Origin of the sequence: Kitasatospora sp. NPDC052896 (genome assembly GCF_044547075.1) — a bacterium.
Classification (GTDB): domain Bacteria; phylum Actinomycetota; class Actinomycetes; order Streptomycetales; family Streptomycetaceae; genus Kitasatospora.
The window spans coordinates 146,203-158,264 of the sequence record NZ_JBITZU010000016.1 but is presented as its reverse complement, the minus strand read 5'-3'; the positions used below and the strand labels follow the sequence as shown (position 1 = coordinate 158,264).

Here is a 12,062-nt window from a genome sequence, read left to right as displayed (position 1 = left end):
CTTCCGCGGGCCCTGAGGCGTCCGGTCCTCACGGATCTCGAAGTCCAATGCATCCCCTGAACTGGGGTGTTGCAACAACTCCTAGAACCCAAGCGGCTTGGCCGGCCCCTCCCAGGTGATCGACGACCCGACGGTCACCCCTCGCCCGGGCCGCCCCGCTCGATCTCACCGCGCCGCTGTGCGGGGGCCGGGACGGCGGGCTTGCGGGCGTGCATCACGGTGGCGTCCAGTGGCAGCGGGGAGTGACCCACGAGGTGGAGTCCGGCGCGGTCGAACAACTGGGCGTAGTGGTCGGCGTGGCGTTCGCGGCCGCCGACGTTGCACATCATGTGGAGGTCCCAGGAGGTCGCCAGTGAGGTCGAGCCGTCGGTGGGCAGCAGGCGTTCGATGACGAGCAGGTCCGCGTGCGCGGGCATGGCGCGGGCGCAGTGGCGCAGGATCTCCAGGCAACGGTCGTCGTCCCAGTCGTGCAGGACGCGGGAGAGGATGTAGACGTCCGCGCCCGCTGGTACGTCGGCGAAGTCGCCCGGGTGGTAGGTGCAGCGTTCGCCGGCGCCGGTCGCGTCGAGCGAGCGGCGCGCGGCCTCGAGAACGTGTGGGCGTTCGAGCAGGGTGCCGTGGAGGTTCGGGTGCGCGGTCAGGATGCGGCCGAGCAGTGCCCCGTTCCCGCCCGCGATGTCGACGACGGTCCTGGGGCCGGTCGCCGCCCCCGCCGCCGTGAGGACCGGGTGCGCGGGGAGCGGTTCGAACATGCGTGAGCTCGCGGCCATGGACTGGTCGAACCGGTCGGCGAGTTCGGGGTGACGGGCGAAGTAGTCGAAGTGGTTCTCACCGAAGAGCTGCTCGAAGGCGGTCTCCCCGGTTCGCACGGCGTGCGGGAGGAGTGCGAAGGAGTGGTAGAACGGGCCGCCGTACATCAGGGCCAGCGACCGCATCGAGCCGGGGGCGTCGGCGCGCAGCAGCGTTCCGAGTCCGGTCAGCCGGAAGCCGTCCCGGTCCTCTGCCACCGCACCGAGCATCGCGAGGTAGCGCAGCAGCCTCGCGACGCTGTCCGGGTGGGCGCCGACGGCCCGTGCCAACACCTCGGCACCGATGCCGGTTCGGGTGTCCATGGCGTCGGGCAGCCGCAGCTGCGCGCTCGTCGCCAGGGCCTGGGTCGTCCAGGCACCGGTCAGCAGGCGCAGAAGCGTTTCGGCCGGCTGCCGCGCACGGTGCTCCTCCAGGTGGGCGGCGAGCACGTCCCGGTGATCGCCGCCCGCGTAGAGTTCCACCCGCCGGTATCCGACCTTCGAGACGGCGGGGACGGTGAAGTAGAACACCGTGCCGTCCTCGTTCGGGTTGTACCCACCGCCGTCGGCGACGGCTCCGTGCCGCTCGAGGATCGCGCACAGGCCGCGCAGCACCAGCGGATCCGGCTGCCCGACCTCGAAGGCCAGGTGCGCCTCGTGGTCCTCGGTGCGCTCGTGCGCGGCGATCTCGGCCAGCTCCGAGTCCGGCGGGACGGTCAGCGTGAACACCTCGACCATCCGGCGCTCGCCGTCGGGGCCGTGCACCTCGGGGCGCAGAATCCTCACATCGAGCTCAGCCACGTCGCGGCCGTGCCGTGAGGCCAACCGCTCCCGGACCACGACGCTCGGCTGCGGCACCGTGTCGGCGGCCAGCCCGCACGCGGTCAGCTCCGCGCGCAGCGCCTGATGGTCCGGCGGGAAGACGAGCAGTGCGGCGTGCGCGAAGCGGCAGCGGTCCGCCAGCGCCCGCAGTTCGAGGCCGTCGAGGCCCGGCAGCAGGAGCGGGAGCAGCGTGGTGGTGTCGTGCTCCCTGACGAAGTCGGCCGTCGCGCGCAGGCGGGCCGTGTCGCCGAGGAGAGTCGTCGTCGTCATCGCGAGGACATCCTCAATTCCAGTTCGTTGCGGTGATCGGGTGGAATGGCGGAACGGGCTTCATACGCCGACGTAGTTCTCGGCGAACCAGTCCTGGTGGGTGCGCGAGGTGCGCAACGACTCGAGGCGGGAGCGGCGCAGGGCGGCCTGGAACGACCGGTCGCCGTCCGGGCCGGGTGTGTCGTGCAGCAGCCGGATCATCCAGTGCGAGAACTCCTGCGCACGCCAGATGTGCGTCAGGCACTGCGCCGAGTAGCGGTCGAGCGGTTCGGGATCGCCGCGCACGAGGTCGTCGATCAGGGCACGGGCGAGGATCTCCGCCTCCAGGACCGCGAGGTTCGCGCCCTTCGCGGCCGAGGGGCTGATCACACTCGCGGCGTCGCCCACCAGGAAGAGCGAGCCGTGGCGCAGGGGTTCGAGCACGTCGGACTCCAGGTCGACGACGCTCCGCTGGACGATGCGGCCCCGACGCAGGGGACCGTGGTCCGTCGCGCGCATCCGCAACGCGAGTTCGTCCCAGATCCGGTCCTGGGACCACGCGTTGGCCGAGCTGCCGCGCTCGCACTGCAGGTAGTAGCGCGTGACCTCCGGGGAGCGCGCCATGTGCCCGGCGAAACCCCGGGGGTGTACCGCGTACCCCACGGCGTCGAGGCTCGGTGGCGCCTCGGCGAGCAGGCCGAGCCAGGACACGCCGTGGTCGCGGTGGTGGCGGTGGACCGCACCGGGGGGAAGCGAGCGCCGCGCCGCGCCGCGCCGGCCGTCGCAGCCGGCGACGTACCTGGCCTGCCACCGCCTGGGGTGACCGTCCGCCTCGCGTACCGCTGCCGAGGGCCGCGCGCTGTCCGCACCGAGCACGGCCACCGCTTCGGTCCCGAACCGGATCCGCCCACCGGCGTCCAGGAACCGCGTCAGCAGATCCGTGACCAGATCCTGCTGCGGGTAGACGGTGTGCCGCTCGCCCCGGCCGAGGAGGCTGTAGTCCAGGCGGAAGCGGCCGTCCTCGGTGCGGAACTCGCAGACGCTGTGCTCCTGGCCGCGCCGGCGCAGGCCCTCGGCCAGCCCGTGCCGTTCCAGGACCCGTGCGGTGTTCGCGGCGAGGAAGCCGGCGCGTGCCCGGGTCTGGACGTGCGCACGGCTGGCGCGCTCCAGGATGACGCAGTCGATCCCGCTGCCGTGCAGGAGGTTCCCGAGGACGAGCCCGGCCGGCCCGGCACCGAGGATGACCACGTCAGCCTTGTCCCGGGCCGTTCCGTGCTTCTGACTTTTCGTCACAGGAGTGGATCGTAATCACCAGGGAATGCGCGAACCGCTGAAATCACCCGAATGGGCGCACAAAATGCGGAGCGGCCGCCAGGGACGGGCCGAGCCGCTGGGCACGGCCCCCGCGCACGCGGCCGCCGCCGAACGCCTGACGGCCCTCATCGAGGGCCTCGGCGTCCGCTGGCTCAGTGGCTTCCTGTCGCTGGACCACACCCGGCACCTGCTCGAAGGCGGCATCCACGCCGAGCGGGGTTCCGACTGAACCCCGCTCCCCCGCGACAGCGCCGACACCCCCGAAGGAGCCGGTGGTCGGCACGGCGCGCCAGCGGCCCTCGCCTCCTGGCAATCCAGTCAGTGGGCCACCCGGCGGTCGCGTAGGGTATCGGACCATGGCCGGTCGTAGAACAGCAATCATGGAGGCCGCCGCGCGCGTGATCGCACGGCGCGGCGTCCGCGGTCTTCGCGTGGAGGAACTCGCGGCCGAGGCCGGCGTGTCCACCGCGCTGATCTACTACCACTTCAAGGACCGCACGGGAATCCTCCGCCAGACGCTCGAGTTCATCAGCGACCGCGCCGAGCGCTACACCAGGCAGCAGGCGGCGGGCGGCGAACCCCCCAGCGCCCGCGAGGAGTTGGAACAGGCTCTGCTGCTGGAGCTCCAGGACACCCCCGAGGTGCGGGAGAACAGCACGGCCTGGGGGGAGCTGCGCGCCAGCGCGGTCTTCGAGCCCGAGCTGCGCGAGGACCTGGCGCGGGCCACCCTCGTCTGGGTGCAGGAGATCGCCGAGATCCTCGGGCGGGTTCAGCCCATGGGATCGGCGGTGGCACTGGCCGGCGCGGCCGAGCGGCTCACCGCCCTGCTGGAGGGGCTGAGCGTGCGCTGGCTCAGCGGCGGCCTGCCCCTGGACCACGCCCGAGCGCTGATGGCCGCCGCCATCGACGTCGAGGTCGCGCGACTGCGCCCGTAGGCGCCCCGGCCACGGGCCCGCCGCCCCGACGTCCGACTCGAAACTTGACTGACTTTTCAGTCAGTGTCACAGTGAGGCACGACGGTCAGGCCAGGCAGGTCCAGAGCACCGCCCGGCTCACCGGGGCGGCACTACCGCGTCAAGCGCGCACGAGCGCGCAGACCACGCACGCCCGTACCCAGCCCTGCGGACGTGTCCGATCCGCCGACCGGTTCCCCGTTGACCGGGCGTTCGCCAGCGTCCGTGGGCCGAGCCATACTCGATCCGGAGATCCCCATGAGTGACCCGCACCCGCGCCCCTCGCTCGGTGACCGCCTCTTCGGCACCGCACCGCGCCCCCGGGTGCCCATGGACGACGTCCCGCACGCCCGGACGTGGATGTCCTGGCCGTCGCGCAAGTCGGTCTGGGGACGCCGGTTGCGCGGCGTGCAGGAGGACATCGCACTGATCGCCCGCACGATCGCGTGCTACGAGCCGGTGGTCATGTGCGCACCGGACGAGTACTCGGTCTCGCAGGCCGGTCGCGCCTGCGGTCCCGACGTGTCCGTGATCGGCTCGATCCCGACGGACGACCTGTGGATGCGCGACATCGCGCCGGTCTTCCGGCGCGACGGTCGCGGCGGGCTCCAGGCCGTCGGGCTGAACTTCAACGGCTGGGGCAGGAAGCAGGTCCACACCGACGACGCCCACGTCGCCGAGAACCTCGCCCACCTGAACGGCCTGCCCTTCGTCCGCGCCGACTTCGTCGGTGAGGGCGGAGGCATCGAGACCGACGGTGACGGCACGGTCATGGCGACCGAGAGCAGCCTGGTCAACAAGAACCGCAACCGCGGGTGGAGCCGCGACGATGTCGAGGCCGCCGTGCTCGACGCGTACGGCGCGGACAAGATGATCTGGGTGCCCGGCATCAGGGGCAAGGACGTCACCGACGACCACATCGACGTCACCTCGCGCTTCGTCCGCCCGGGCCTGGTGCTGGTCCAACTGCCGCCGGAGGGCCGCAACGACGTCTGGGCACGGGACGCGCGCGAGCAGTTCGCCGTCCTGACCGCGGAGAGCGACGCGCGCGGACGCCGGCTGGAGGTCATCCGCGTCGACGGACCGGACACCGTCCGCTCGCGACGCTCCGACTTCGTCGACTCGTACCTCAACTTCCATGTCGTCAACGGGGCCGTCATCGCCGCCCAGTTCGGCGACGGCTACAAGGACGCGGCCGCCAAGCGGACCCTGGAAGCGGCCTTCCCCGGCCGGGACGTCGTCCAGCTCGATGTCGACCGCCTGATGGCGGGCGGTGGCGGCATCCACTGCTCGACGATGCAGGAACCGCTCCCGTAGCAGCACCCGACCACAGCGGTGCGACCGCACGCCTCGACGACCTGTGGCGCCGGGGCCCGCCCCTTCCCGTACCAGTTCCACCCGTCACCCCCGGAGAACCACGTGGCCCTGTCCGCCCTTTCCCGCCGCACCGTGCTGCGCTCCCTCGCCGGTGCCGGCGTCGTCGCGCTCGGCGCCGCGGCCTGCGCCGCCCCCGACGACACGGCCGACCCCGGCGCACCGGCCTCCGGCGGGTCCGCCCAGTCCGGTGGTCCGACCGGCGCGGCGCCCGGACGCAGGCTCGGTGCCGAGTGGGAGAAGCACGCGCGCACGTTCATGGCGTGGCCCGCGTCGCAGGACATCTGGGGCGGGCAACTCGACGCCGTCCGCACGGACATCACGAGTGTCGCGCGGGCGATCGGCGGCCGGGAGCCGGTGGTCCTGCTCGTCAGTCCCGGCCAGGAGGCCTCGGCCCAGAACGCCTGCGGCTCGGACGTCGAGATCCTCTCGACCCCGGTGGACGACCTGTGGGCGCGCGACACCGTGCCGGTGTTCGTCGAGGAGGCCGGGAAGGTCAAGGGCGTCGACTTCAACTTCAGTGGCTGGGGCGGCAAGCAACAGCACGCGAACGACGCCGGCATCGCCCGCGCGGTACTGGCCAGGTACGGCTTCGAGCGGATCGGGACCCCGATCGTCGCCGAGGGCGGCTCCTTCGAGACCGACGGCCAGGGGACCCTGCTGGTCACCGAGAGCTCGGTCGTCAACGACAACCGCAACCCCGGCAGGAGCCGCGACCAGGTCGAGGAGGAGCTCAAGAGGGCCCTGGGCGTGACCAGGGTGATCTGGCTGGCCGGCGTGCGCGGCAGGGACATCACCGACGCGCACGTGGACTGCCTCGCCCGGTTCGCCGCCCCCGGCGTGGTCTTCCTGGACCAGGCCTTCCCCGGCCTGCCGGCGGACGTCTGGTCGCGCTCGGCCGACCAGGCCCGGTCCGTCCTGGCGAACGCCACCGACGCGACCGGCAAGAAGCTGACGGTCGTCGAGATCCCGCAGCCCGACCCCGACAAGATCACCGGCCGTGGCGATGCCTTCGTCTCGTCGTACCTGAACTTCTACATCGGCGACAAGGGCGTCTACCTACCGCTCTTCGGCGACCAGCAGGCCGACGAGCGCGCGCGGGAGATCCTGAAGGGCCACTTCCCGAACCGCGAGATCGTCCCGATCCGGATCGACACCATCGCCTCCGGCGGCGGCGGCATCCACTGCTCCACCCACGACCAGCCCGCCGCCTGACAGTGCGGCTCTGCGGCCGGATTCCGCCAGGCACAGCGACGCCCTCAAGATACTGACGGGACAGTCAGGATCCGCTTCGCCGCGCGCGTCCCCACGGGGGACGAGAGGGCGGCCACGACAGCGGCTTCCGCCCGTGTGCGGACGGCGGATAGGGTCGGATCCCTGTCGCGCGGTCGCCGACGCCCCGGCCGGGGCACCGAGGAGCGTTGATGCCCGATCCAGACCCCCGGTACGGAGCGCGGTTCGCCACCTACCGGGCGGTGGCCACCCGGCTGGCCCTGCTGAGCGATCGCCGGCTCGGCGAGGCGTTGGCGGCGGCCGTCCCGCTCGGCTCGGGCATCGGCGGCCGGTCGGCGGAGCTGGAGGTCGGCGGGACCCGGGTCTTCGTCAAGCGGGTGCCGTTGACGGACCTGGAGCTGCGGCCGGAGCACCTGCGGTCCACGGCGAACCTGTTCGGGTTGCCGCTGTTCTACCAGTACGGGGTGGGCTCGGCCGGGTTCGGGGCCTGGCGCGAGCTCGCCGCGCACACCATGACCACCGACTGGGTCCTCGGCCGGGAGTCCCCGAACTTCCCGCTGATGTACCACTGGCGGGTACTGCCCGACCAGCCGCCCGAGGGATTCGTCGACGCGTTCGGGAGCGTCGCCAGGGCCGTCGCGTACTGGGACGGCTCGCCGGCCGTGCGCGAGCGGCTGGAGGCCATCGGGGAGTCCACGGCCAGCCTGGCGCTCTTCCTGGAGCACGTGCCGCAGACGCTCGCCGACTGGCTGCACGACCAACGAGATCCTTCGCCCTACCCTTGGGTGGCGCAGGCCCTGGAGCGCGGGACCGCCTTCATGGCCAGGCGCGGGTTCGTCCACTTCGACACCCACTTCCGCAATGTCCTGACCGACGGTCGACTGCTCTACTTCGCGGACTTCGGACTCGCGCTCAGCTCCGACTTCGAACTCTCCACAGCCGAAACGGAGTTCCTCGCGCAGCACCGCGCCTACGACCGCTACCACACCGCGAGCCACCTGCTCCGCCACCACCTGCTCGACGGCCTGCGCGGCGGGGCGGAGCCCACGGCGTTCCTGCGCGCGTGGCTCGACGGCCGGCAACCCGGCGGTGTGCCGGGCGAGTTGGCGGCGATCATCGAGCGGCACGCCCGGGCCACCGTGATCCTGGACGGCTTCCGCCGCCGCCTGATCGGCGAGAGCAAGCGGACGCCGTTCCCGGCGGCCGAGCTCGAACGGGCCGCCCGCGCCACGGCGTCGCCCTGAGCACGGGGCCGGTGCGGCCCTTCGCGACCCCCCGGCGCCGCCCCGTTGCGCCGGGCCATCCTGCCGGGCACGATTGACGGCAACGGCTGACATGTCGTCAGCACGCGGCGGGCCGCGCCGTGCGGTGACCCATCGAGGTCCGCCGCGTCGGACGCCGGGGATCCGGGGTCGGTGTGAGAGCCTGGCCGCCACCGCTGTGATCGCCCTTCGTGGACGCCCTTCGGAGCGCCCGTCATCTGGAGGAGAGCCGTCGTGGAATTCGGGATCGCCACCTTCGTCACCGACCAGGGCATCGCGCCGACCGCACTCGCCCGAGCGCTGGAGGAGCGGGCGTTCGACTCGCTGTTCGTCGCCGAGCACACCCACATCCCGGTGGAGCGCCGCACGCCCTACCCCGCCGGCGGCGAACTGCCGGACGTCTACTACCGCACGCTCGACCCCTTCGTCACGCTCACCGCGGCCGCCGTGGTGACCGAACGGCTGCTGCTCGGCACCGGCATCGCACTGGTGGCACAGCGGGATCCGATCGTCACGGCGAAGGAGGTGGCCTCGCTCGACCTGATCAGCGGCGGTCGGGCCGTGTTCGGTGTCGGGATCGGCTGGAACCGCGAGGAGATGGCGAACCACGGCACCGACCCCACCACCCGGGGCCGGCTCGCCAACGAACGGCTGCGCGCGATCAGGGCGTTGTGGACCGAGGAACAGGCCGAGTTCCACGGGGAGTTCGTCGACTTCGACCCGGTCTTCTGCTGGCCGAAGCCGGTACGGCGCCCGCACCCGCCGATCTACGTGGGCGGCGGTCGGGGTGCGTTCGAGCGGGTCGCGGAGTTCGGTGACGCCTGGCTGGCCAGCGTCGTGCCACCGCGGGAACTGGGCCCGCAGATCGAGCGGTTGCGCGAAGTGGCCGGCCGCGCGGTGCCGGTCACCGTGACGACGGCGTCGCACCAGGCCGAGGTGATCGAGCGGTACGCGGCACTCGACGTCGAGCGGCTGCTCTTCCACCTGCCGACCCGCCCCGAGAAGGAGACCCTGGAGCGCCTGGACGGGCTGGCCGAGGTCGCGGCCCGCTTCCGCTGAACCGGCCAATCCAGTGCCGGATCTGACGGAACATCAGGCAAGGGAGCGGTTCACCCGGGAACGGGTGGCCCGACTCGCGACGGCGGACCCGGCGGGCCACCCGCACCTGGTGCCGGTGGTCTTCGCCGTGCGCGGCGACACCGTGGTCTTCGCGGTCGACCACAAGCCGAAGCGATCGCAGCACCTCAGGCGGCTGGCCAACATCGCGGCCAATCCAGCGGTCGCCCTCCTCGCGGACCACTACGACGAGGACTGGACCCGCCTGTGGTGGTCCCGCGCCGACGGCAGCGCCCGGATCCTGCCGCCCGCCGCCGAGTCGCCGGCCTCGGCCGCCCTGGTGTCCCCGCTCGTGGCGAAGTACCGCCGGCAGTACGGCGACCGGCCCCCCACGGGCCCGGTCGTGGCGATCACCGTCACCCGCTGGACCGGTTGGTGCGCACAGGACGGGTAGCAGCCGGTGCGACCCGGATCCGCGGTGGGTGCCGTCACGAGCGTGGCCTCAGCCCAGGTCGCGGTGGCGGAGGCCGAGCAGGCCGGCCGCGGTGAGGAGGGCGGACAGCAGGGACTGCCAGAGCAGGGGTTGGGCCTTGAAGGGGCCGCCGGGGAGGCGCGGGAGGTGGGTGAAGGGCGACAGGTCGAGCAGCCACTGGCCGAGTTGCAGGGCCGGGCCCAGCCAACCGACCAGGACGAAGAAGGCCAGCACGCCCCAGCCGAGGGTGCTCCAGCGCGGCAGCAGGCCGAGCAGGGCGGTGGCCGCGGCGGCCGTCAGCCAGACGGCGGGCAGCTGGACCAGCGCGCCGGCGACCACCTCGCGCACCGAACCGTGCGAGCCGGCTCCGTTGCGCAGCACCACGCCCTTGGCCAGGCCCGCCGCCAGACCGCTCACCGCGAGCAGCAGGGCGCTGCCCAGCAGCGGGTAGAGCAGGTGGCCGACCGCCCAGCGCAGCCGGGAGACGGCGGTGGCGAGCACCGGCTCCGCGCGTCCGCCGGTCTCCTCGCCGCGCAGTCGCAGCACGGCGTGCACCGCGTAGCCCGCGCAGACCATGCCGATCAGCCCCATCGCGGTCGAGAGGTAGGTGTCCACGATCGTCTGCTGGCCGTCGGTGGTGCTCAGGATGCGTGCCAGCTCGGGGTTGTGCTCGATCAGTTGGAGCACGCCCTTGGAGGTGCTGCCGATCACCGTGCCGACCACCGCGAGGCCGACGCACCAGCCGTACAGGGAGCCGCGCTGCAGTCGCCAGGCCAGCGCCAGCGGGGTGCGCAGCGCGGGGAGGGCGACGGCCCGGCCGGCCCGCTGCGGGAGCAGGCCGGCGCCCAGGTCGCGGTGGGCGACCAGCAGGTACGCGCCGCAGGTCAGCACGGCCGCGCAGGTCAGCGGGACGGCCAGCACCCACCAGCGGTCGGCGGCGAACGGCGCGATCCACTCACTCCAGCCGATCGGCGAGAGCCGGCTCAGCCACTGCGGGCCGGAGTCGCCACCCGCGCGCAACACGTACGCCAGCCCGAGCAGCGTGGTGGCCCAGCCGGTCGCCGCCCGGCCGGTCTCGGTGAGCTGCGCGGTGACGGCGGCGACGGCGGCCAGCACGACGCCGCAGGCGGCGATCGCGACGCCGAACGCCAGCGAACCGGCCCAGTGCTGTCCGTAGGCCAGCAGGACCGCGGTGACCAGCGGGGCGAGCAGCAGGTTGGCGCCCAGCGCGGTCAGCAACGCCGCGGTGAGCGCGGCCCCGCGGCCGACCGCGCCGGCGCCGACCAGCTCCAGCCGGCCGTCCTCCTCCTCGGCGCGGGTGTGCCGGACCACCAGCAGGATGCTCATCAGACCGGCCAGCGCGGGTCCGAAGACGCCCATCCGCCAGGCGGTGATGCCGCCGATGGTGCTGGGGTCGTTCAGCGGGCCGTACAGCGCGCGCAGCGAGCTGTTGCTGACCAGGCTGGCGGCCAGCTGCTCGCGGGCGGCCGGGTTCGGGTAGAGCCGGTGGAAGGAGTAGGCCGTGGAGGCCACCGCGGCGGTGAGGAAGGCGACCCACGCCGGCAGCATCACCCGGTCGCGGCGCAGCGCGAGCCGGAACAGGGTGGCGGTCCCGGCGAGCCCGTTCACCGGGCCTCCGATGCCGGGGCGTCCTGGTAGTGGCGCAGGAACAGCTCCTCCAGGGTCGGCGGGCGACTGGCCAGACTGCGCACCCCGATCCTGGCGAGCTCGCGCAGCAGATCGGTGAGTTGGTCGGCGTCGACCTGGCAGCGCACCCGGCTGCCGCGGATCTCCAGGTGGTGCAGGCCGGGCAGCCCGGTCAGGCCGTCGGGGGGCGCGGCCAGGTCCGCCTCGACCGAGGTGCGGGTGAGGTGGCGCAGCTCGGTGAGGGTGCCGCTCTCCACCGTGCGGCCGCTGCGGATGATGCTCACCCGGTCGCAGAGCGCCTCGACCTCGGCGAGCAGGTGGCTGGAGAGCAGCACGGTCCGGCCGCGGCGGCGCTCCTGCTCGATGCAGTCCCGGAAGACGTCCTCCATCACCGGGTCGAGGCCCGCGGTCGGCTCGTCCATGATCAGCAGCTCGACGTCCGAGGCGAGGGCGGCGACCAGGGCGACCTTCTGCCGGTTGCCCTTGGAGTAGCTGCGGCCCTTCTTGGTGGGGTCCAGCTCGAAGAGGTCCAGTAACTCGGCCCGTCGGCGCTGGTCGAGGCCGCCGCGGAGCCGGCCGAGCAGGTCGATCGCCTCGCCGCCGGAGAGGTTGCGCCAGAGCGTGACGTCGCCGGGGACGTAGGCCAGCCGGCGGTGCAGGGCGACGGCGTCCCGCCACGGGTCGCCGCCGAGCAGCCGGGCGCTGCCGGAGTCGGCGCGCAGCAGGCCGAGCAGCACCCGGATGGTGGTGGACTTGCCCGAGCCGTTGGGGCCCAGGAAGCCGTGTACCTCACCCTGGGTGACGGTGAGGTCCAGGCCGTCCAGGGCGCGGGTCGCTCCGAAGGTCTTCACCAGGCCGGACACCGTGATCACACTCGTCATGACGCCGAAGC

General features: G+C 72.9%; 11 protein-coding genes. 7 read left to right on the top strand and 4 right to left on the bottom strand.

Annotated elements, in window-relative coordinates; genetic code table 11:
- Positions 1 to 134: 134 nt before the first annotated feature.
- Both ACIGXM_RS26835 and ACIGXM_RS26830 read right to left on the bottom strand, forming a co-directional pair.
- Positions 135 to 1,880 carry a methyltransferase gene (locus ACIGXM_RS26835; protein ID WP_396565135.1) on the bottom strand — a complete coding sequence of 582 codons (1,746 nt, stop codon included), beginning with the start codon at positions 1,878 to 1,880 and terminating at the stop codon, positions 135 to 137.
- 60 nt (positions 1,881 to 1,940) lie between these two features.
- Positions 1,941 to 3,107, bottom strand: a complete 1,167-nt coding sequence (locus ACIGXM_RS26830; protein WP_396565153.1) for a 4-hydroxybenzoate 3-monooxygenase — start codon at positions 3,105 to 3,107, stop codon at positions 1,941 to 1,943.
- A 70-nt stretch (positions 3,108 to 3,177) separates the two neighbouring features.
- Here ACIGXM_RS26830 and ACIGXM_RS26825 point away from each other — a divergent pair, with 70 nt between their 5' ends.
- The 7 genes from ACIGXM_RS26825 (at position 3,178) to ACIGXM_RS26795 (ending at position 9,505) form a co-directional block, all read left to right on the top strand.
- Entirely contained in the window at positions 3,178 to 3,402 is a 225-nt protein-coding gene (locus ACIGXM_RS26825) for a hypothetical protein (protein WP_396565133.1), read from the top strand.
- Between the two features lie 127 nt (positions 3,403 to 3,529).
- A complete protein-coding gene (locus tag ACIGXM_RS26820; RefSeq protein ID WP_396565131.1) occupies positions 3,530 to 4,108 on the top strand; it encodes a TetR/AcrR family transcriptional regulator in 579 nt (192 codons plus the stop codon).
- Between the two features lie 276 nt (positions 4,109 to 4,384).
- Entirely contained in the window at positions 4,385 to 5,443 is a 1,059-nt protein-coding gene (locus ACIGXM_RS26815) for an agmatine/peptidylarginine deiminase (RefSeq protein WP_396565129.1), read from the top strand.
- Positions 5,444 to 5,551: 108 nt separating this feature from the next.
- Positions 5,552 to 6,715 (top strand): agmatine/peptidylarginine deiminase, encoded by a 1,164-nt coding sequence (locus ACIGXM_RS26810; RefSeq protein ID WP_396565151.1) that lies wholly within the window; start codon positions 5,552 to 5,554, stop codon positions 6,713 to 6,715.
- A 209-nt stretch (positions 6,716 to 6,924) separates the two neighbouring features.
- Positions 6,925 to 7,977: a protein kinase family protein gene (locus ACIGXM_RS26805; RefSeq protein ID WP_396565127.1), complete on the top strand. Its 1,053-nt coding sequence runs from the start codon at positions 6,925 to 6,927 to the stop codon at positions 7,975 to 7,977.
- Between the two features lie 252 nt (positions 7,978 to 8,229).
- Positions 8,230 to 9,054: an LLM class F420-dependent oxidoreductase gene (locus ACIGXM_RS26800; protein ID WP_396565125.1), complete on the top strand. Its 825-nt coding sequence runs from the start codon at positions 8,230 to 8,232 to the stop codon at positions 9,052 to 9,054.
- A gap of 13 nt (positions 9,055 to 9,067) precedes the next feature.
- The gene (locus ACIGXM_RS26795) at positions 9,068 to 9,505 is read left to right on the top strand and encodes a TIGR03668 family PPOX class F420-dependent oxidoreductase (RefSeq protein ID WP_396565123.1); all 438 of its coding nucleotides are present in this window, start codon (positions 9,068 to 9,070) and stop codon (positions 9,503 to 9,505) included.
- A 48-nt stretch (positions 9,506 to 9,553) separates the two neighbouring features.
- Here ACIGXM_RS26795 and ACIGXM_RS26790 read toward each other — a convergent pair whose 3' ends face one another.
- Both ACIGXM_RS26790 and ACIGXM_RS26785 read right to left on the bottom strand, forming a co-directional pair.
- Entirely contained in the window at positions 9,554 to 11,152 is a 1,599-nt protein-coding gene (locus tag ACIGXM_RS26790) for an ABC transporter permease (RefSeq protein ID WP_396565121.1), read from the bottom strand.
- Positions 11,149 to 12,051 (bottom strand): ATP-binding cassette domain-containing protein, encoded by a 903-nt coding sequence (locus tag ACIGXM_RS26785; protein WP_396565119.1) that lies wholly within the window; start codon positions 12,049 to 12,051, stop codon positions 11,149 to 11,151. Before ACIGXM_RS26785 ends, ACIGXM_RS26790 begins: the two co-directional genes overlap by 4 nt.
- Positions 12,052 to 12,062 lie beyond the last annotated feature (11 nt).

Bases quoted from the DNA above. Each gene is read 5' to 3' on its own strand.
- ACIGXM_RS26835 (WP_396565135.1), bottom strand. From the start codon at position 1,880: ATGACGACGACGACTCTCCTCGGCGACACGGCCCGCCTGCGCGCGACG.
- ACIGXM_RS26825 (WP_396565133.1), top strand. From the start codon at position 3,178: ATGCGCGAACCGCTGAAATCACCCGAATGGGCGCACAAAATGCGGAGC.
- ACIGXM_RS26820 (WP_396565131.1), top strand. From the start codon at position 3,530: ATGGCCGGTCGTAGAACAGCAATCATGGAGGCCGCCGCGCGCGTGATC.
- ACIGXM_RS26815 (WP_396565129.1), top strand. From the start codon at position 4,385: ATGAGTGACCCGCACCCGCGCCCCTCGCTCGGTGACCGCCTCTTCGGC.
- ACIGXM_RS26805 (WP_396565127.1), top strand. From the start codon at position 6,925: ATGCCCGATCCAGACCCCCGGTACGGAGCGCGGTTCGCCACCTACCGG.
- ACIGXM_RS26785 (WP_396565119.1), bottom strand. From the start codon at position 12,051: ATGACGAGTGTGATCACGGTGTCCGGCCTGGTGAAGACCTTCGGAGCG.